The organism is Streptomyces sp. ADI96-02, from assembly GCF_003846185.1.
Classification (GTDB): domain Bacteria; phylum Actinomycetota; class Actinomycetes; order Streptomycetales; family Streptomycetaceae; genus Streptomyces.
The window spans coordinates 6,529,566-6,547,725 of record NZ_ML123034.1; the positions used below are offsets into that span (position 1 = coordinate 6,529,566).

20 protein-coding genes are annotated in these 18,160 nt (G+C 73.8%); 17 read left to right on the forward strand and 3 right to left on the reverse strand.

The features are described from left to right. The first annotated feature begins 60 nt into the window (after window positions 1-60). The 13 genes from EES43_RS28545 to EES43_RS28605 all read left to right on the forward strand — a co-directional run bounded on the left by EES43_RS28545 (window position 61) and on the right by EES43_RS28605 (window position 13,725). The gene (locus EES43_RS28545) at window positions 61-1,638 is read left to right on the forward strand and encodes a pyridoxal phosphate-dependent aminotransferase (protein WP_124271444.1); all 1,578 of its coding nucleotides are present in this window, start codon (window positions 61-63) and stop codon (window positions 1,636-1,638) included. Window positions 1,639-1,703: 65 nt separating this feature from the next. Continuing rightward, window positions 1,704-2,510 (forward strand): BtpA/SgcQ family protein, encoded by an 807-nt coding sequence (locus EES43_RS28550; RefSeq protein ID WP_124271445.1) that lies wholly within the window; start codon window positions 1,704-1,706, stop codon window positions 2,508-2,510. Beyond that, window positions 2,503-3,636: an SIS domain-containing protein gene (locus EES43_RS28555; protein ID WP_124271446.1), complete on the forward strand. Its 1,134-nt coding sequence runs from the start codon at window positions 2,503-2,505 to the stop codon at window positions 3,634-3,636. Before EES43_RS28550 ends, EES43_RS28555 begins: the two co-directional genes overlap by 8 nt. A 1-nt stretch (window position 3,637) precedes the next feature. Next, the gene (gene gltX / locus EES43_RS28560) at window positions 3,638-5,122 is read left to right on the forward strand and encodes a glutamate--tRNA ligase (protein WP_241192563.1); all 1,485 of its coding nucleotides are present in this window, start codon (window positions 3,638-3,640) and stop codon (window positions 5,120-5,122) included. A gap of 105 nt (window positions 5,123-5,227) precedes the next feature. Further along, the gene (locus EES43_RS28565; RefSeq protein ID WP_124271448.1) at window positions 5,228-6,217 is read left to right on the forward strand and encodes a hypothetical protein; all 990 of its coding nucleotides are present in this window, start codon (window positions 5,228-5,230) and stop codon (window positions 6,215-6,217) included. Between the two features lie 171 nt (window positions 6,218-6,388). Further along, a complete protein-coding gene (locus EES43_RS28570) occupies window positions 6,389-7,996 on the forward strand; it encodes an ABC transporter substrate-binding protein (RefSeq protein WP_124271449.1) in 1,608 nt (535 codons plus the stop codon). Window positions 7,997-8,019: 23 nt separating this feature from the next. Then, on the forward strand, window positions 8,020-8,985 hold the full coding sequence (locus tag EES43_RS28575) for an ABC transporter permease (protein ID WP_124272194.1): 966 nt from the start codon (window positions 8,020-8,022) through the stop codon (window positions 8,983-8,985). Further along, window positions 8,978-9,835 carry an ABC transporter permease gene (locus tag EES43_RS28580; RefSeq protein ID WP_124271450.1) on the forward strand — a complete coding sequence of 286 codons (858 nt, stop codon included), beginning with the start codon at window positions 8,978-8,980 and terminating at the stop codon, window positions 9,833-9,835. Before EES43_RS28575 ends, EES43_RS28580 begins: the two co-directional genes overlap by 8 nt. Before the next feature lie 116 nt (window positions 9,836-9,951). Beyond that, window positions 9,952-10,884: an ABC transporter ATP-binding protein gene (locus EES43_RS28585; RefSeq protein WP_241192734.1), complete on the forward strand. Its 933-nt coding sequence runs from the start codon at window positions 9,952-9,954 to the stop codon at window positions 10,882-10,884. After that, complete coding sequence (locus EES43_RS28590) at window positions 10,877-11,557, forward strand: ABC transporter ATP-binding protein (protein ID WP_124271452.1); 681 nt, start codon at window positions 10,877-10,879, stop codon at window positions 11,555-11,557. The genes EES43_RS28585 and EES43_RS28590 overlap by 8 nt, the downstream gene beginning before the upstream one ends. Before the next feature lie 187 nt (window positions 11,558-11,744). After that, on the forward strand, window positions 11,745-12,632 hold the full coding sequence (locus EES43_RS28595) for a phosphatidylinositol-specific phospholipase C/glycerophosphodiester phosphodiesterase family protein (protein WP_124271453.1): 888 nt from the start codon (window positions 11,745-11,747) through the stop codon (window positions 12,630-12,632). 116 nt (window positions 12,633-12,748) lie between these two features. Then, the gene (locus EES43_RS28600; protein ID WP_124271454.1) at window positions 12,749-12,943 is read left to right on the forward strand and encodes a hypothetical protein; all 195 of its coding nucleotides are present in this window, start codon (window positions 12,749-12,751) and stop codon (window positions 12,941-12,943) included. 41 nt (window positions 12,944-12,984) lie between these two features. After that, complete coding sequence (locus tag EES43_RS28605; protein WP_124271455.1) at window positions 12,985-13,725, forward strand: hypothetical protein; 741 nt, start codon at window positions 12,985-12,987, stop codon at window positions 13,723-13,725. A 25-nt stretch (window positions 13,726-13,750) separates the two neighbouring features. Here the strand turns inward: EES43_RS28605 and EES43_RS28610 are convergent, their stop codons facing one another. Further along, the gene (locus EES43_RS28610) at window positions 13,751-14,116 is read right to left on the reverse strand and encodes a DUF779 domain-containing protein (RefSeq protein ID WP_124271456.1); all 366 of its coding nucleotides are present in this window, start codon (window positions 14,114-14,116) and stop codon (window positions 13,751-13,753) included. A gap of 77 nt (window positions 14,117-14,193) precedes the next feature. Here EES43_RS28610 and EES43_RS28615 point away from each other — a divergent pair, with 77 nt between their 5' ends. Then, window positions 14,194-14,580: a hypothetical protein gene (locus EES43_RS28615; RefSeq protein ID WP_124271457.1), complete on the forward strand. Its 387-nt coding sequence runs from the start codon at window positions 14,194-14,196 to the stop codon at window positions 14,578-14,580. A 75-nt stretch (window positions 14,581-14,655) separates the two neighbouring features. Continuing rightward, a complete protein-coding gene (locus EES43_RS28620) occupies window positions 14,656-14,835 on the forward strand; it encodes a CsbD family protein (RefSeq protein ID WP_124271458.1) in 180 nt (59 codons plus the stop codon). Window positions 14,836-14,990: 155 nt separating this feature from the next. On the opposite strand, the gene EES43_RS28625 is transcribed toward EES43_RS28620, so the two are convergent. Next, complete coding sequence (locus tag EES43_RS28625) at window positions 14,991-15,209, reverse strand: DUF6480 family protein (RefSeq protein WP_124271459.1); 219 nt, start codon at window positions 15,207-15,209, stop codon at window positions 14,991-14,993. A 156-nt stretch (window positions 15,210-15,365) separates the two neighbouring features. On the opposite strand from EES43_RS28625, the gene EES43_RS28630 reads away from it, so the two are divergent. Both EES43_RS28630 and EES43_RS28635 read left to right on the forward strand, forming a co-directional pair. Continuing rightward, window positions 15,366-16,586 carry an FUSC family protein gene (locus EES43_RS28630; protein ID WP_124271460.1) on the forward strand — a complete coding sequence of 407 codons (1,221 nt, stop codon included), beginning with the start codon at window positions 15,366-15,368 and terminating at the stop codon, window positions 16,584-16,586. 118 nt (window positions 16,587-16,704) lie between these two features. Continuing rightward, window positions 16,705-16,896 (forward strand): DUF6381 family protein, encoded by a 192-nt coding sequence (locus tag EES43_RS28635; RefSeq protein WP_124271461.1) that lies wholly within the window; start codon window positions 16,705-16,707, stop codon window positions 16,894-16,896. 111 nt (window positions 16,897-17,007) lie between these two features. On the opposite strand, the gene EES43_RS28640 is transcribed toward EES43_RS28635, so the two are convergent. Continuing rightward, window positions 17,008-18,015, reverse strand: a complete 1,008-nt coding sequence (locus EES43_RS28640; protein WP_124271462.1) for a PHP domain-containing protein — start codon at window positions 18,013-18,015, stop codon at window positions 17,008-17,010. Window positions 18,016-18,160 lie beyond the last annotated feature (145 nt).

The following is an 18,160-nucleotide window of genomic DNA, read 5'->3' on the forward strand; positions in this document are numbered from 1 at the left end:
GACGATCCGCGGCCCGCCCGAGGAGATCTCTCCGTATCGAGTCCGCACTTGGGAGTGAGTATGCGACTGTTCGCTTCCGTTCCTCAGCTCAAGACGCCGGCGGTGCCGGACGAGGCGCGGGAAATGGCCCGCCACCCTCCTGCCCCGCACCGGGACGACGCCGTGTTCCTGCCCCATGTGGACGCCGCGGCCCTGGACGTCTTCGCCCGGGCACGCGATCCGCGAGACCCCTTCGAACTGCGCGACCTGTGGCTGGGGCGGGTCGAGCACGCGCTCGGAGCGGACGCGCTGCGGCCAGGGCTCGCGGAGCGCTGGCGCTCGGCCCGGCCCCTGCGGACCGTGGACGCCGAGGAGGTGCTGGGATCACGGGCCACCGTGCGCATGGTGAAGGAACTGTTCAACTGGTTCTTCCGCGACGACCTTTACGGCGCGTTGCGGGAGCGCTCCGACGTGATCCTGTCCGGCGGCTCGGTGAGCGAGGAGGTGTGGGGTCTGCCCGGAGCGCTCAAGCAGTGCGTCCGCTACGCCCTCGACCGGGACTGGTACGGGTACTCCGATTCACGCGGCCGGGCCGCCGCCCGCAGTGCCGTCGCCGGCTACGAGAACGCCCGGATCGAGGAGGGCGGATACGACGAGTCCGAGGTCGCCATCACCATGGGCGGCACAGCGGCGATCAGCTCCCTGGCCGATCTGATCCTGACGGGCCCCTACGGGCGGCCGAACGACAGCGGCTCTCGGCCACCGGTGCTGTGCGCCATCCCGAACTACCCTCCCCTGGTCGAGACCTCCGCCCGCCGCCACCCGGTGAGGCTGGTCCCGCTGCCTTCGTCCGGGGGCCGTGTATCGCTCGCACCGCTGATCGAGGCGATCCGGCCGGACACCCCCATGGTGCTGCTGCAGACGGCCGGGAACCCCACCGGGGCCGCCGTCGCGGAGGACGAACTGGCCGCCCTGATCCGGGCGGCGGCGCCCTCGTGCGTCGTGGTCCTCGACGAGTGCCACGAGTGGCTGGGGCCGGAACGGCGTCGTTCGGCGGCCCGGCGCTCACCGCACGTGGTGCGGGTCAGCAGCCTCTCCAAGGCATGGTCGGCACCGGGTCTGAAGGTGGGATGGATCCTCGCCGACAGACGCCTCGTGGACGAGTACCACGAGTACGCCTCCACAGCGTTCGGCGGTCCGCCGTCCTTCTTCTACACCGTGGTGGAGGTGCTGGCCCGGATGGAACGGTGGATGGCCGAGGGCCTGGTCGAACCCGGAGCGGCCGAGTGCGCCGAGTTCGAGGCGGGCTACCGGCTGCGGCCGGACGGGCTGCGGGCCGCGTACCGGAGCTACCGTCTGGAACGCCGTGCACGCGAGGAGTCCCTGCGCGTCGTGCGAGCCGCGGCGGTGGCCGGACTGGAGGACCTCCCGGCACGCGTCGTCCCTCCCCTGTACTCCATCAACGCGACGGTGCAGTTCCCTTCCTTCGACGACTCCTACCTGTGCTTCAGACGCCTGCTCCACGACACCGGCGTCTCCGTCTTCCCCGGAGTCCTCACCTTCTGCCTGGGCGGCGGACCCGTCCGCGTGACCACGTCACGCCCCTGGGACGACCTGGCACTCGCCTTCTCGCGCCTTGGCCCCGGGACTTCCGCGTGACCGGCCCCGGCCCAGCAGACGCGGGCGGCCGACTGCTGCGGGCACAGGGCTCCACCGTCCTCGGAATGGTGCATCTCGCGCCGCTACCCGGCACGCCCTTCCACCGCGACGGAAGCCTGCCCGAGATCATCGACCGGGCCGTGGCGGACGCCCTGGCCCTGAGGGAGGGCGGCGCGGACGGCTGCCTGGTGCAGACCGCCGACCGCGTGGCCGGTGCGGCGGACGACAGCGACCCGGCCCGCACCGCCGCCATGGCACTGGCCGTGCGCGCGGTCCGCGAGGCGGTCGGCGCGGACTTCCGCGTCGGGGTACAAATGATGCGGAACGCCGTACGCGCGTCGCTGGCCGTGGCACGGACGGCGGACGCCGACTTCGTACGCGTGGCCACACTGGTGGGGGCGACCCTCTCCCCGCACGGGCTGGTGGAGGCCGATCCGACCGGCGTCATGGAGTACCGGAAGAAGATCGGAGCCTGGGGGGTGCGGGTCGTGGCCGAGGTGTCGTCCATGCACTTCTCCTGGCTGGGCGGCAGTCCGCCCATCGGGCAGGTGGGACGCTGGGCCGAACAGGCCGGAGCGGACGCCCTCGCCGTGAGCGACCCCGACGAAGCCGCGCTGCTGAGGACGGTGGCCGCCCTGCGCCGAGCCTGCCCCGGCCTTCCGGTGCTCCTCGCCGGGCACACCGACCACGCCAACGCGGGCCGCCTGCTGGCCGCGGCCGACGGGGCGTTCGTGGGCGGCTGCCTCCAGCCGGGCGGTTGGGGAGGCCCGGTGGACCCGGGGCGGGTCAGGGCGTACGTCGCCGCGGCGGCCGGGGCGGGACGTCCCCGCGTCCGCCCCCGAAGCGGTACGGAGGAGGCCGGACATGCCTGAGCGATGCCGTCCTGAGGTGATGATCCGTCAAGCTCTGGCGCTGGCGGACGACGTGCGCCTGCTGACAGCGCCCTGCGGACGCCGCGCCGGCGAACTGCTGAGCCCGGCCGAGTGGGCCACCGTGCGCAACGTCCATCTCACCGGCGACGGAGACTCCTACCACGCGGCCCGCGCCGCGGAATCGGCCTTCCGCGCCTTCGCCGCCGTCGACTGCCGGCCGTGGAGCGCCCTGCGCCTGCTGGAGTACGGTCCGCGCCCCACCGCAGGACCGGGGAGAGACCTGGTGGTCGCGGTGTCGGCCTCCGGTCGGACCGAACGGGTCCTCCAGGCGGTCGCGCGATGCCGCGCGAGCGGCGCCCTGACCGTCGGCGTCACCGCGGGCGCCGGGAGCCCGCTCACCGAGACGGCGGAGCGGACCCTTCTGATCCGGCCGCCCGTCCTGGAGCCCTCCCCGGGCATCCGCACCTACCAGAGCTCGCTGCTCGGTCTGCTGCTGATCGCCGTGGCACTGGGCGAGGGCCGCGGGGCGCTGGACGCGCCCGCGGCCGGCCGACTCCGACGTGAGCTCGCCGATCTGGCCGGGCCCGTGGACACCACCGTACGGAGCACGTCGGGCGCCGGCCGGGCGCTCGGCGGGGAACTCGCCGACGCTCCCGCGATCCTGCTGGCCGGCAGCGGCCCCGGGCAGGGCACGGCCCTGTTCTGCGCCGCCAAGATCATGGAGGGTGCGGGGGTTCCGGCGGCCGGGCAGGACCTGGAGGAGTGGTGCCACGTCGAGCGTTTCGCCTCCCCGGCGGACCTGCCGCTCATCGTCCTGGCCCCGCCCGGACGCACCCGGAGAAACGCCCGCGCCGTCGCCGTCCGGGCCCGGGACCTCGGCCGCCGGGTCGTGGCGGTCGTCCCCCATGAGTCCTGCGGGACGGAGTGGACGGAACGCGAGGCGGGGACCGTACTGCCCGTCCACGGAGACGTACGCGAAGAGTTCGCCCCCCTGCTCTACCACCTCTTCGTGCACCATGTCACCGCCGCGCTGGCTCTGCGGCTGGGCCGGGAGCCGTTCGAGGGCGGCCGGGCCACGGCGTCGGTGACGGCGCCGGGCCGGAAGAAGGGCGGTAGGGCACATTGACGTGACCAGGGTGCGCTACACCCCCTCGCCGGTCGGGCCGCCCAGCGTCGGCCTGGCCCACGCAGCCCTCTTCAACTGGGTGTTCGCCCGCAGCAGGGGAGGAGTGTTCGTGCTGCGGCTGGAGGACACCGATACGACACGGGTGCGACCGGAGTACGAGCAACCCCAGCTGGAGGCCCTGCGCTGGCTGAACCTCCCCTGGGACGAAGGGCCGGAGACCGGCGGCCCGCACGCGCCGTACCGGCAGAGCGGGCGCGGTGACCTGTACGCCGAGATCCTGCGGCGTCTGCGTGAGGCCGGAGAGGTGTATCCGTGCTTCTCCACCCGTCAGGAGGCCGCCGCGCGTCGAGCGGCGGCCGGCGGCGATCCGCGACTCGGCTACGACAACTACGACCGGCGGCTGACGCACCGACAGATCCAGGGCTTCCTCGCCGAGGGGCGCCGACCCGTCTGGAGGCTGCGGATGCCCGATCGCGACGCGGTCGTCGACGACCTGGTCCGGGGCCGCATCGTCTTCCGGGCGGGCAGCGTTCCCGACCCCGCTCTCACCCGCGGCTCCGGCGCGCCCCTCTACGCCCTCGCGAATCCGGTCGACGACGCCGTGATGGGCATCACCCACGTCCTGCGCGGCGAAAGCCTGCTTCCGGCGACCCCTGGCCACCTCGCCCTGCACGACGCGCTCCACCGCATCGGCGTGGCCGCCCACGTCCCCCGGTTCGGCCACCTGCCCTCGGTCGTGGGGGCGAACCGCCGCCGCCTGGGCCGCAGCAGCCCTCAGGCGCACCTGCTCCGCTACCGCGACGAGGGCTGTCTGCCGGAGGCCATGGTCAACCACCTCGCCCGGCTCGGCTGGTCGCCGCCCGACGGCCGGGAAGTGTTCACCCTCGCGGACATGGTCGCCTCCTTCAGCCTGGAACGGGTCAGCCCCGCCCCGGCGCGCTTCGACGCCGACCGGGTGCGCGCCCTGAACGCGGCTCACATGCGTCTGCTCGACCCGGACCGCTTCCTCGCGGCAGTCCGGCCCCACCTCGAACGGGCCGGGCTGCCCGCCCGGGGCCCCGCCGAACACGTGCTGCGGGCCGCCCTGCCCCTGGTGCGGCCCCGGATCACCGTGCTGCGGGACGCGCCCCCGCTCCTCGCCTTCCTCCTGCTCGGGGAGGAGGAGTTCCGCGGTGCCGAGGATCCCCGCGCCGGTCTGCCCGCGGACGAGGCGCGAGCAGCACTGCGCCGCGCGGCTGCCGCACTGCGGTCCCTCGACCCGTGGGACACGGAGGGGATCGCGCGGGCGATGCGCGGAGCGGTCGACCGCGGCCGGCTGGGCGCCGTGCGCGTGGCCGTCACCGGCGCCTCCGTGTCGCTTCCCCTCTACGAGTCGGTGCATCTGCTGGGGCGGGACCGGACGCTGATCCGGATCGGCCGGGCTCTGGCCCTGCTGGAGGGCGCGCAGGCGACCACCGGGCCACCGCCGGCGGGCGGGGGACGGTGACCCGGCGGCCGGCAGCCCGGCGGACCGTCCCAGGACACGCCGCGGCGATCGCTCCGCGGCCACCGCGCACGTGAACAGCCGTCGTCCACGTCACCAGGGGAGCGCATGTCCGACAGCACACAGCGGGCCGAGGCCCGGCATCGCTCCGATTTCGGGGTGGTCTTCGCCGCGACGCGCAGCCATGTCCCCTTCGCCATGGCATCCATCAGCTCGCTTCGCGCCCACTCGCCCTCCGTACCGGTACGGCTCGTGGTGGACGCCCCGGACGAACGTGCCGAGGCGGCGGCGCGACGTCTGCGGGTCGAACTCGTCACCGCCCCGCTCGCGGTCGAGAACGAGTTCATCCGGTCCAGGCTGCTCAAGATCGGGGCCATCGGCTCGGCCCCGTTCGACGACATCCTGTACATCGACTCGGACACCTTGCTCCTGGACGACGTGCTGGAGGTGCGCGGGCTGCGAGAGGCGGAGCCACACGGGGACCGGCCGTTGATGATGCTGCTGCGCCGACCGGTCATCCCCACCCTGATGGGTTTCGGCCGCCTCAACTTCACCGCTCGCGACCCCTCGGCGGACGACATCCGCGACCTTCTCCGCCGGGCCTTGGACATCCGGCTCACCTCGGCGGAACTCGATCGGCTGCTCTGCTGGAACTCCGGTGTGCTGCTGGGGCGCGCCGGCACCCTGCGCCCGCTGTGCACCCGCTGGGCGGAGCTCTACCGGCGGATCGCCACCGGTCCGCACCGCGCGGCATTCGTCCCGAACGACCAGCTGTGCCTGTGGCTGGCGCTGCACGAGGCCGCGGACCGCGCGCTGGTGGGGGAACTGCCGCTGCGCTGGAACTTCATGCCGGGTCTGGCGCTCCGCGCCCCTCTCCACGGCACCACGTCGCAGGACCAGACTGCCTATCTGGAGGTCGCCCGTCTGAACGGGGGGAGCCTGACCGGCGAGGCGTTGCGTGAGGTGTCACTCCTGCACTTCGCCCGTAACAAGTACGACGACTGGGCGCTGGAGCTGGCCGCCCGAGCGCTGGAGGAGGCGGGGGTGGATCTCCCGCTTCCGGCCCGGGACCGGCAGTCTGCCTCCGGAGGCTCCTGAGGGCCGTCCCGCAATCCCTGGCGGGCGCGCGACGACAGTTACGGCGCCTCGCCGCGTTGTCGGAACGTCCGCATACATTCAGTAGGCGGGGGTGTACCAGGATCTTTTACGTGCTGTTTAATTGCATACTGTTCGCAATAACAGCCGATCTTGAACAGGGATGTGCAGAGTATGACGGCCCGATCGATACGGGGTGCGGCTGCCGCCGCGTTGGTGACCGCACTGTCCCTGACCGCGGCAGCCTGCTCGAACCCGGACGGCTCGGACGGCGGTTCCGGATCCGCGTCCACGTCCGCCGTGGTGGGCATCGCCTACGAGCCCGACAGCCTGAGCCCGCTGCTCGGCTACGGGAAGGACGGCAACTCCAAGATCTTCGACGGGCTGCTCGCCCTGGACGCGGACATGAAGCTCCGCCCGGCACTCGCCGTCGAACTGCCCCGGATCAGCGCGGACCGGCTCACCTACACCTACAAGCTCCGCCCGGGGGTGAAGTTCAGCGACGGCAAGCCGTTCGGCGCCAAGGACGTCGTCTTCACCTACCGCACCATCCTGGACGAGAAGACGAACAACCCCTCCCGCACCGAGCTGGACGCCATCGAGGACGTCACGGCCAAGGGCGAGGACACCGTCGTCTTCACCCTCAAGTACCCCTACGCCCCGTTCGCCCAGCGGACCGTCCTGCCCATCGCCCCCGAGCACATCGCCGGCGAGCAGGACGTCAACACCGGTGCCTTCGCCACCCGGCCCGTCGGCACCGGGCCCTACGTCCTCACCAAGTGGTCCAAGGGCGAGAAGCTGAGCTTCACCGCCAACCCCGACTACTGGGGCGGCGCACCCGAGGTGAAGAAGTTCACCATGGCGATCATCAAGGACGACGACGTGCGCGCCACCCGGCTGCGCTCCGGCGACCTCGACGCCGCGATCCTGCCGCCGAACCTCGCCAAGGGCTTCGCCGACGACGCGAACCGCAGGACGTACACCGCCACGACCTACGACTACCGCACGGTGACGCTGCCCACCGGCAACAAGGTCGCCGGCGACACCGCGGTGCGCCGGGCCCTCGACGTGGCGGTCGACCGCCAGGCCATGGTGGACTCCATCCTCAACGGCGCGGGCAAGCCCGCCTACGGCCCGGTGCCCACCGACAGCGAGTGGTTCGCCCGGGGCACCGAGCGCCGCCACGACCTCACCGCCGCGAAGAGGATCCTCGACGAGGCCGGCTGGAAGCCGGGCAAGGACGGCGTCCGGGTCAAGGACGGCGTCCGCGCCGCCTTCCCGCTCTGGTACCTCACCGGTGACAAGCTCCGCCAGGAGCACGCCCTCGCCTACGCCTCGGACGCCAAGAAGGCCGGCATCGACATCACCACCGAGGGCGGCACCTGGGAGGTCATCGAGCCCCGGATGAAGAACGACGCGGTCCTCGCGGGCGGCGGCTCGCCCGCCGACCCCGACTTCGACCAGTACAACCTGCTGAAGTCCTCCCTCGCGGGCGACGGCTTCAACAACATGGCCTGGTACGACAACAAGGCCGTCGACGCCGCCGTGGAGGCGGGCCGCAGGAGCGGCGACAAGGCCGAGCGCAAGAAGGCGTACGACACCGTCCAGCGCGAACTGGTGAAGAACCCCGGCTACACCTTCCTCACCCACATCGACCACCTCTACGTCGTCGACAAGAGGTTCGGCGCGCTGAGCACCCAGGTCGAGCCGCACGACCACGGACTCGCCTCCGGCCCCTGGTGGAACGTCGAGAAGTGGCGGACCGGGGGCGCGGAGAAGTGAGCCGCCGCCTCCCCTGGGGGCCGATGGCGCGGATGGCGGGACGGCGGGCCCTGTTCGCCGTCCCCGTGCTCCTCGTCGTCACCTTCGGCGTCTTCGCCGTCGCCGCCGCGTCCCCCTTCGACCCCGTCAAGGCGTACGCGGGCACGGCGGGGCTCACCGCCTCGCAGGAGAACCTGGACCAGCTCCGCGCCAACCTCGGCGTCGACCAGCCGCTGCCCGCCCGCTGGTGGAACTGGCTGACCTCGGCCCTCCAAGGCGACTTCGGCGACTCCAGCGTGATGCGCCAGCCCGTCGCCGACGTGATCGCCGAGCGGGTCGGCTGGTCGGTGCTGCTGGCCGCCACCGCCTTCGCCGTCGCGATCGTCCTCGGCACCGGCCTCGGCGTGCTCGCCGCCCGCAGGCCCGGCGGCTGGCTCGACCGCTGCGCGAGCTCCGCCGCGTACACCCTGGAGGCCGCCCCCGCCTTCTGGCTCGGACTGCTCGCGATCTGGTTCTTCGCCCTGACCCTGGACGTGCTGCCGGCCGGCGGACTGACCGACGCCGCCAGCGACACCGTCACCTTCGGCCAGGTCGCCTCCCACCTGGTGCTGCCCGCCGCCGTCCTCGGCGTCTCGCAGCTGCCGTGGTTCTTCCTCTACGTACGCCAGGGAGTCGCCGACGCGCTGGCCGAGGACCCGGTGCGCGGCGCCCGCGCCCGCGGTCTGAGCGAGCGGACCGTGCTGCTGGGCCACGCGCTGCGCTCCGGCATGCTGCCGATGCTCACCCTGATCGGGTCCCGCGTCCCCGAACTCATCACCGGGGCCCTGCTCGTCGAGACGGTCTTCAGCTGGCCCGGCATCGCCGCCGCCACCGTGGAGGCGGCCACCTCCGTCGACTTCGCGCTGCTCGCCGCGCTCACGGTGCTCGCCACTGCCGCCGTGCTCCTCGGCAACCTCCTCTCCGACGTGCTGTACGGACTCGCCGACCCCCGGGTGGCCTTCGATGGCTGACACCGCGCTCGCCCTGCCGGGCCGCAACCGCCGCCGCGTCCGGGTCACCGCCTCCGCCGTGATCGTCGCAGCGGTCCTGCTCGCCGTCCTCCTCGTACCGCCGCTGGCCCAGTTGGACCAGCAGGCCGTCGACCTGTCGAACAAGCTCCGGCCGCCGTCCTGGGCCCATCCGTTCGGCACCGACGACGTCGGACGCGACCTGCTGCTGCGCTGCGTCTACGGACTGCGCGTCTCGCTGCTCGTCGGCCTGGTCGCGGCCCTGACCGCCACCGTCGTCGGCACCGCCGTGGGCGCGCTGGCGGCGGCCTTCGGCGGCTGGACCGACCGGGTCGTGATGCGGCTCGTCGACACGTTCTCCTCGGTGCCGCACCTGCTGCTCGGCATCTTCATCGTCGCGATGTTCCGGCCCGGCGTCTGGCCGGTGATCGTCTCGGTCGCCCTGACGCACTGGCTCTCCACCGCCCGCATCGTCCGCTCCGAGGTGCTCTCGCTCCGCTCGCGCCCGTTCGTCGACGCGGCCGTGTCCGGCGGCGCCTCCCGCTTCCGGGTGATCGCACGGCACCTCCTGCCCGGCGTGCTCCCGCAGGCCGGACTGGCGGCGGTGCTCATGGTGCCGCACGCCATGTGGCACGAGTCGGCGCTCTCCTTCCTCGGACTCGGCCTGCCCGCCCACCAGGCGAGCCTCGGCAACCTGGTCCAGTCGGCGCGCGGCTCGTTGCTCGCCGGGGACTGGTGGCCGACGCTCTTCCCCGGCCTCTTCCTGATCATTCCGACCCTCGCGCTCGCGGGACTCGCCGGAGCCTGGCGCGACCGGATCAACCCGCGCCGGAAATCGGAGCTGATGCTGTGACCCGCACCCCTGAGAGCGCCGCCCGCCGTCCCGCCGCGACCGGCGGCGCGGGCCTCCCGGCGGCCCCGGCCGCCACCCCCGTCCTCGCCGTCCGCGACCTCTCGGTCCGCTTCCGGATGCGCGGCGGCCGGGACATCGCCGCGGTCACCGACGCCCGCTTCTCCGTCGCACCGGGGGAGTGCCTGGCCCTGGTGGGCGAGAGCGGGTGCGGCAAGTCCGTCCTGGCCTCCGCCCTGCTCGGGCTGCTGCCCGCCAACGCGCGGACCTCCGGCAGCGCCGTCCTCGACGGGGACACCGACCTGCTCACGGCAGGCGAACGCACCCTGGCCCGCTCCGTACGGGGGCGGCGCATCGGGCTCGTCCCGCAGAGCCCCGCCGCCCACCTCACGCCGGTGCGCACCGTCCGGGCCCAACTGGAGGAGACACTGCGCGAGCTGACCGGCGTGCGCGGCTCCGACGCCGTACGGGAGGCCGCCCGGCAGGCCGCCGCCCGCGCCTCCTTCCCGGACGGGCACCTCGACCGCTACCCGCACGAACTCTCCGGCGGCCTCGCCCAGCGCGCCGCCACCGCGCTCGCCCTGATCGGCGACGCACCGCTGCTGCTCGCCGACGAACCGACCACCGGACTCGACCGGCACCTCGTCGAACGGACCGTCGACGAACTGCGCCGCCACACGGACGAGGGCCGGGCGCTGCTGATCATCACGCACGACCTGGCAGCCGCCGAGCGCGTCGCCGACCGCGTCGCCGTGATGTACGCCGGACGCATCGTCGAGATCGCCGGGGCCGCCCGCTTCTTCGGCGCCCCCGGGCCCCGCCACCCGTACGCCAAGGGCCTGCTGGACGCCCTGCCCGAACGCGACTTCGCCCCGATCCCCGGCATGCCCCCGGAGCTGGGCGCGCTCCCCGAGGGCTGCGCCTTCGCCGCCCGCTGCGTCCGGGCCGACGCCCGCTGCACCGGCGAACGCCCGGCCTTCGAGGCGGACCTGGCCTGCCACCACGGCCTGACCGGCCGCGAGCTGCCCGCCAAGGAGGCCGCAGGTGCTTGACCTGAACCGGATCACCGCCGGCTACGACCGCCGCGACCCCGTCGTACGGGACGTCTCGCTGCACGTGGGCCCCGGCGAGGCGGTCGGCCTCCTCGGCCCCAGCGGCTGCGGCAAGTCCACCCTCGCCCGGGTCGCCGCCCTGCTGCACCGCCCGGACGCCGGCACCATGACGCTGGACGGCACGGTGGTACGCGGCTGGCGGCACCGCGCACCGCGCGAGCAGCGGACGAGCGTCGGCGTCGTCTTCCAGCAGCCCCGGCTCTCCGCCGACCCGCGCCTGAGCCTGCGCGAGCTGATCGCCCAGCCGCTGCGGGCCACCGGCCGCCGCGCGGAGGTCCCGGCCCGGCTGGCGGAACTGGCCCCGCGGGTCGGCCTGTCCGAGGAACTGCTGGAGCGCCGCCCGCACGCCGTGAGCGACGGCCAGCTCCAGCGCGCCTGCCTGGCGCGGGCGCTGGTGCTGCGGCCGAAGCTGCTGATCTGCGACGAGATGACCGCCATGCTCGACGCCTCCACGACCGCCGCCCTGGTGGCCGTGGTGGAGTCCTACCGCGCCGGGTCCGGCGCGGCGCTGCTCGCGGTCGGCCACGACCAGGTGCTCCTGGAGCGCTGGTGCGACCGCACGGTCCGATGGACCGCAGAGGACGCCGACGCCCCGCTCGCCGCCGCGCGTTGATCCGGTACCGGCCGCCCCGGGGCGGCCGGCACGCGGCGGGCGCCGCCGCCGTACGGCGAACTCCCGGCGGGAGGCCGCCGACCGGCAGGCGAAGATCACGCCAACGTTTGGCAGGTACCTGATGGAAGTGGGGTGTGCGGCTCCATACTCGTCGCGACCGCACCACCGCCCCCCGAGGGAGAACCGCATGGGCCACCCCACCCGCCGCCGCATCCTGACCACCGCGCTGCTCACCGGAGCCGCCGCCGTCACCGTCCCGGCGGGCGTCGCCGCCGCCGCTCCGGCCGCGTCCGCGCGTCCACGCGGCCCGCGCCCGCTGGCGCGCGCCCACGCCCACAACGACTACCTCCACCCCCGTCCGCTGCTCGACGCGATCGAACACGGCTTCACCAGCGTCGAGGCCGACATCTTCCTGGTCGGCGGCGAACTGCTCGTCGCCCACGAGGCCGACGAGATCGACCCCGCGCGCACGCTCGCCTCGCTCTACCTGGACCCGCTGGAGGCCCTGGTCCGCCGGGGACACGGCAGCGTCCACCCGCACCACCGCGCCCCGCTCCAGCTCCTCGTCGACATCAAGGCCGACGGCGTCGCCGCCTACCGCGAGCTGGACCGGCAGTTGAGCCGCCACCGCCGCATCCTGACCGGCTACGCACACGGACGGGTTCGCCCCGGCGCGGTGACCGTCGTCGTCTCCGGCGACCGCGCCGCCCGGGTCCCGATGGAGGCTCAGCGCACCCGCCACGCGTTCTACGACGGCCGCCTCGACGACCTCGGCACCCCGGCCCCCGCCTCCTTCGCCCCGCTGGTCAGCGCGAACTGGACGTCGGCCTTCGGCTGGCTCGGCGCGGGCCCCATGCCCGGCGCGGAACGCGACCGGCTCCGCGCGCTGGTGGCGACCGCCCACCGAGAAGGACGGCGCATCCGCTTCTGGGCCACCCCCGACCAGCCCGGCCCCGAGCGCGAGGCCGTCTGGAGCGAACTGCTCGCCGCCGGCGTCGACCACCTGAACACCGACGACCTGGCCGGACTCCAACGCTTCCTGCGCGCCCGCGACCGCGCGCGGCCGTCCGCGTAACGCGCCCCGTCGGCCCGTACCCGTTCGGCGGACACGCCAGTGCGCCGAACGGCCTCTCCGCTGCGCCACACTGGCGGCCGAAAGCCGCAAATCCGGCGCGGCGGAGGAGGTTGGCCATGGCCATTTCGATCTCATTGGTGCTGCTTCTGCTGATCCTCGCAGTGATCTTCCTGCGGAACGGCGGACTGAAGATCTCGCACGCACTGGTCTGCGCGCTGTTCGGCTTCCTCATGGCCAGTACGAGCATGGCGCCCACCATCCACGACGGGATCAGCGCCACCGCACGCCTGGTCGGCGACCTGCATCCCTGACCTCGGAGCACCGTCGCCGTCCGCCGAGGCACAATGGGCAGATGTCTTTTCCGCCTCCCGGACGGCACTCGGGCGCCGCTCACCACGAGTACTGCAACTCCGGCCTGTGCTGCCGCTGCCAGATGCGGACCTGGACGACGAAGGCCGGCTCCGAACGGCTCTGCGGCCCCTGCGCCGCCTGCTGCCACGCGTGCGGCCGGGCTCCCGCGCCCCATCTGGACGGGCTCGACGGCGGTCTGTGCGCCGAGTGCCGGGGACTGTGCGGCCGGTGCCGCAGCCCCAAGCGTCCCGACGGGACCTGCGCGTGCGACCGCTGGCGGGAGAACGCCAAGAGCAACGCGCCGGGCTACGTGCTCCAGGCGCTGCCGCCGCAACTCCTCCAGGCCCTCGGCGGCCGGGTGCCCAGCGCCGTCCAGGACCTCATCCACCAGGAGCTTGCCGTACGCACCCCCGGCCTTCTGCGCGAGCGCGTCGAGCGGCGCTGGAACCTGCGCTGGGCCCACGCCCTGAACGAGAAGGACGAGGACGGCCGCCGCCGCTGGAGCGCCCAGGACATCGCCGAGCACCTGCTGGCGCCCGGCGCCTGCGCCGACCCGCAGTGCGAGGACGGCCACCTCGTCACCACCGACGCGCCGTGCACCCGCTGCCGCCGGCCGCTGCACCGCTTCGTCACCTCCGTCGCCGACCACACGGCGAGCCCGGAGCACGCGCGGGCGACGGCGGCCGGCATCCGGCGGGCGATGCTGGAGAACCGCTCGCGCGGGAAGCCCCCGCCGCGCTGAGCCCCGGGGGCCCGGCCGGACGGGCTCAGCCGTCCACCAGCCGGGAGCGGATGAGGAAGCGCACTCCTTCCGGCGCCTCCAGCGAGAACCCGCTGCCGCGCCCCTCGACCACGTCGACGATCAGCCGGGTGTGCGCCCACACCTCGTACTGGCTGCGGGACATCCAGAACGGGACGGGCTCCGCCACGCCGTCCACGTCGAGGGCGGCGAGCAGCACGTCGGAACCCCCGGTGCGGAACTCACCGGCCGGATAACACATGGGCGCGCTGCCGTCGCAGCACCCGCCCGACTGATGGAACATCAGCGGGCCGTGGTCCGCGCGCAACCGCCGCAGGAGATCGGCGGCCCCGGCGGTCAGCTCGACGGCGGGTGGTTTCGTGTCGTGTTCCATCGATCGTTCCTCTCCCGGCCTGAGGCGACGGGGTGCAAGTGAACTCCATCGGACGTTGCGACCAGGTTGCACGTTCTATGCTCGCGGCCATGGAGCAACGGGAAGTCGTGAAGCGCGTGATCGGCATCCTCACAGAGGCGCGCGAAATGCAGCGCCTGCTGGAGGCGGACCTCGAACGGGAAGACCTGGATGCGGGAGCGGGGGCCGTCACCGCCCTGCTCAACGAGACGATGCCCCACATCGCCATCCCCGACGACTTCTCCGTCGAGGAGGTGGTGACCGTGGTCGGGCGCGAGGTCGGCGGCGCCGTCGAACAGCTCGTGAGCGCCTTCACGCTCGCCTTCACCATGCTGGCGCAGGTGCACGACTCCGGGCAGACGGACGTTTCCTCGGCCGACGTCCTCCAGGACCTCGCCCTGCGGGTCGAGGGCGGCACCGACGAGGGCGAGGACCCGCTGATGTAGCGGGAACTGCGTTCCCCGGCGCTCGTATGCATCATGGAGGAGGTACCGCATCCCCCTCGCGGCATGGAGGCAGCTGTGGGAAAGAGCACCGACCTCGCCCGCGCCAAGGCGCGGAGGCTCAAAGGCATGATCAAGGAATCGGACGGCATCGCGCTCGGCGACGAGCGGCTGAAGGCCGAGGGACGGCGGGAGCAGGCCGCCGCCCGCCGGCAGGAGGAACGGGCGCGCGAACCGCGCGGCGCCTTCGAGCACTGAGTTCCGGAGTTTCGAGCAGTCCCTGTACCGAGCAGTTCCCGTACCGAGCAGTTCCGGTAGGGAGAAGGGCGGCGGAGCCCGTGCCGCGCACGGCGGCACGGGCTCCGCCGTGCCCACGCGAAGAGCGCCTGGCGGCGTCGTGTCGTACCCGGTGCTCAGCCGTAGCCGAAGATCCTTCCGATGAAGAACCCCGCGATCACCAGCGCGCCCAGCATGATGAGCCCCATCCACACGACGGGGTGCTCCCAGATCCCGCCGTCCGGCCGCTCCTGGTGGGCGTCGCCGATCGAGCCCTCGGCGGGCGGTGTCTCCTGCGGGGGAGTGCCGGTGCCCGGAGGGACCCGGGACCCTGGGGTGGTCCGCGAAATAGCCATACTCCAAGGATCTCTCCGCCAGGCCCCCACCGCATGTCGCCCGGCCCCCGGGCGGGGCCCGCCGCCGCGCCGGCCCCGGCCGCCCGCACAGGGCCGTACGGACGCAGCCTCCGGCCCGGAGAGCTGCGGCGGCGGGAATCGGGGCACCGTCAAGGCATGCCCGGAGTCTCCGCCCCCGTCATCAAGGCCCCCGTCGTCAAGCTCGTGCAGCGCACCACCGAACCCGCGGGCGTGCAGACGCTGCGCTCGACCGCCGCCGCCGTCATCGCCTACTCCCTCGCGGTGGCGCTGCTGCCCCAGCCGGCGCCGCTCACCGCACCCCTCACCGCGCTCCTCGTCGTCCAGGTGACCCTCTACGCCACCCTCACCACCGGTATCCGCCGTGTGAACTCCGTCGTCGTCGGCGTGCTCATCGCCATCGGCTTCAGCGCCCTGGTGGAACTGAGCTGGTGGAGCCTCGGGCTCACCATCTTCACCTCGCTGCTGATCGGCCGGCTGGTGCGGGTGGACGAGTTCGTGCCCGAGGTGGCGATCAGCGCGATGCTCGTCCTCGGCGTCTCCCAGGTCGCCGACACGGCCTGGGAGCGGGTGTGGGAGACGCTGATCGGCGCGGTCGTGGGGCTGCTGTTCAACCTCGTCTTCGCCCCGCCCGTCTGGGTCCGCTCGGCGGGCTCCTCCATCGTCGGGCTGGCCGACCGGATGGGGGACATGCTCCGCGGCATGGGCCAGGAGGTCGCCGGGAACATCCCCGTGTCCCGGGCGGCGGCCCGGCTGCACGAGGCCCGCAGGCTCGACCACGACATCGTCGAGGTGGACGCCTCGCTGCGGCAGGCGGAGGAGAGTCTCACCCTCAACCCCAGGGTGAGACAGGGGCTGCTGTACCGGGTCGTCCTGCGCACCGGACTGGACACCCTGGAGATCTGCGCCGTCGTCGTACGGGTCCTGTCCCGCACGCTCACCGACCTCGCGAAGGCCCGCACCGAGGAGGAGCTGTTCCCGGCCGATGTGGCCGCCCCGCTCCGGCAGTTGTTCGGCCATCTCGCGGACGCCGTCGAGAGCTTCGCCGAACTGGTGACGACCCCGCTGGCCGCCGACGGCGAGGCGGCCGAGGACCGGCTCGCCGAAGCCCTCACCCGCAGCCGGGCCTCCCGCGACCTCGTCGCCGACCTGCTGCTGGAGGACGTCCAGGAGCACCCGCGCCAGTGGCAGCTGCACGGGGCCCTGCTCGCCGAGGTCGACCGGGTGCTGGCCGAGCTGGACACCGACGAGCGGGCGAAGCGGCTGGGCGAGGAGCTGGACCGGCGGTCCGCCGAGGTGCACGACCGCCGGCCCCGGCTGAGCGCGCTGCGCCGTCGGCTGGGCCGCCGGGCCGCCTGACCTTCCCGGGAGCGCGCCCGATCCGCCCGCCCCGGCGGGAGGCCGCGGGATGCGGAAGCGGCCGGTCGCTGGTTCGCTGGGGGAGACGGTCCCGTCGTCCGAGGAGCGAGGAGTGGTGATGAGCGGTTCCCAGGAGCCCGCCGACCTGGCGCGGCAGATGCGTGACAAGGCCCAGCAGCTCGCCGAGGCCGCCGAGCGCGCGACAGACCCGCAGGAACGGCAGCGGCTGGAGAAGAAGTCCCGCACGATCCGGGACCGGAGCGAGCAGCAGAGCGCCATGGCCAGCGGGGACATCTACCCCGAGAAGTAGCCGCCGCCTCCACGCGGCGCATTCCGCGACCGCCCCCGGGCCCGCCCGGAGGCGGTCGCGGCGGCCGTTCCGGCCCCCCGCCTCCCCGGCGCGGCGGGGCCCGACGGGGGTTCAGCCCGCCCACTCCAGCAGCCGGTCCGCCGTCCAGGTCGTCACCACCCGGTCGGCCGGGACCCCGCACTCCTCGGCCCGCGCGCACCCGGCCCGCTGCCAGTCGAGCTGGCCGGGCGCGTGCGCGTCCGTGTCGACCGCGAACAGGACGCCCGCCCCGACGGCCCGGCGCAGCAGCGCGCGCGGCGGGTCCAGGCGCTCCGGACGGCAGTTGATCTCCACCGCCGTGCCCGCCTCGGCACACGCCGCGAACACCCGGTCCGCGTCGAACCGCGACTCGGGCCGGCCGCGCCCGGAGAGCAGCCGCCCCGTGCAGTGGCCGAGCACGTCGGCCCGCGGATGGCGCACCGCCGCCTCCAGCCGCCGCGTCATCGCCGCGGGGTCCATCCGGAGCTCGGAGTGGACCGAGACCACCACCACGTCGAGCCGGTCCAGCAGCGCGGGCTCCTGGTCCAGCGATCCGTCCGACAGGATGTCGCACTCGATGCCTTTCAGCAGGCGGAACGGAGCCCACGACTCGTTGAGCCGGTCCACCACCGCGAGCTGCTCCCGCAGACGCTCCGGCGACAGCCCGCGCGCCACCGTCAGCCGCGGCGAGTGGTCCGTGAGAACCGCCCAGGCGTGGCCCAGTTCCGCGGCGGTCCGCCCCATCTCCTCGATCGGGCTGCCGCCGTCCGACCAGTCGGAGTGCACATGGCAGTCGCCCCGGATCCGCGCCAGGAGATCCCGGCCGCCCTCGACCGCCGGCGCTGCGGCGGCCTCCTTCTCCAACCGGTCCAGATAGCCGGGAACCCGGCCGGCCACCGCCTCGCGGATCACTTCGGCCGTGCGCGGTCCGATACCGGGGACCCGCTCCAGGCTCTTCGCCTCGACCCGCCGTGCCGCCTCGCCGGCCGCCATCGCGTCGACGGCGGCGGCGGCCGTGCGGAACGCCTTCACCCGGTAGGTGGTGGCCTGCGAGCGTTCGAGCAGGAACGCGATCCGCCGCAGCGCGGTGACGGGTTCCATCGGCACCTCCCGTGAAGCGTCGGCCGGGGCGGTGCGTCCGCCCGTGGAGCGTCGGAGCCGTCGAAGGACGGCGCGGCGGTCCGCCTGACCCCAGCATGGGCGCAGCGGGGCCCGGACGGCCACCGCACCCGGCCCGCCCGCCCCC

Excerpts from the sequence above, each read along its gene's own strand:
- EES43_RS28545 (WP_124271444.1), top strand. The coding sequence starts at position 61 with ATGCGACTGTTCGCTTCCGTTCCTCAGCTCAAGACGCCGGCGGTGCCG.
- EES43_RS28550 (WP_124271445.1), top strand. The coding sequence starts at position 1,704 with ATGGTGCATCTCGCGCCGCTACCCGGCACGCCCTTCCACCGCGACGGA.
- EES43_RS28555 (WP_124271446.1), top strand. The coding sequence starts at position 2,503 with ATGCCTGAGCGATGCCGTCCTGAGGTGATGATCCGTCAAGCTCTGGCG.
- EES43_RS28565 (WP_124271448.1), top strand. The coding sequence starts at position 5,228 with ATGTCCGACAGCACACAGCGGGCCGAGGCCCGGCATCGCTCCGATTTC.
- EES43_RS28570 (WP_124271449.1), top strand. The coding sequence starts at position 6,389 with ATGACGGCCCGATCGATACGGGGTGCGGCTGCCGCCGCGTTGGTGACC.
- EES43_RS28575 (WP_124272194.1), top strand. The coding sequence starts at position 8,020 with ATGGCGCGGATGGCGGGACGGCGGGCCCTGTTCGCCGTCCCCGTGCTC.
- EES43_RS28580 (WP_124271450.1), top strand. The coding sequence starts at position 8,978 with ATGGCTGACACCGCGCTCGCCCTGCCGGGCCGCAACCGCCGCCGCGTC.
- EES43_RS28585 (WP_241192734.1), top strand. The coding sequence starts at position 9,952 with ATGCGCGGCGGCCGGGACATCGCCGCGGTCACCGACGCCCGCTTCTCC.
- EES43_RS28595 (WP_124271453.1), top strand. The coding sequence starts at position 11,745 with ATGGGCCACCCCACCCGCCGCCGCATCCTGACCACCGCGCTGCTCACC.
- EES43_RS28600 (WP_124271454.1), top strand. The coding sequence starts at position 12,749 with ATGGCCATTTCGATCTCATTGGTGCTGCTTCTGCTGATCCTCGCAGTG.
- EES43_RS28605 (WP_124271455.1), top strand. The coding sequence starts at position 12,985 with ATGTCTTTTCCGCCTCCCGGACGGCACTCGGGCGCCGCTCACCACGAG.
- EES43_RS28610 (WP_124271456.1), bottom strand. The coding sequence starts at position 14,116 with ATGGAACACGACACGAAACCACCCGCCGTCGAGCTGACCGCCGGGGCC.
- EES43_RS28615 (WP_124271457.1), top strand. The coding sequence starts at position 14,194 with ATGCTCGCGGCCATGGAGCAACGGGAAGTCGTGAAGCGCGTGATCGGC.
- EES43_RS28625 (WP_124271459.1), bottom strand. The coding sequence starts at position 15,209 with ATGGCTATTTCGCGGACCACCCCAGGGTCCCGGGTCCCTCCGGGCACC.
- EES43_RS28630 (WP_124271460.1), top strand. The coding sequence starts at position 15,366 with ATGCCCGGAGTCTCCGCCCCCGTCATCAAGGCCCCCGTCGTCAAGCTC.
- EES43_RS28635 (WP_124271461.1), top strand. The coding sequence starts at position 16,705 with ATGAGCGGTTCCCAGGAGCCCGCCGACCTGGCGCGGCAGATGCGTGAC.
- EES43_RS28640 (WP_124271462.1), bottom strand. The coding sequence starts at position 18,015 with ATGGAACCCGTCACCGCGCTGCGGCGGATCGCGTTCCTGCTCGAACGC.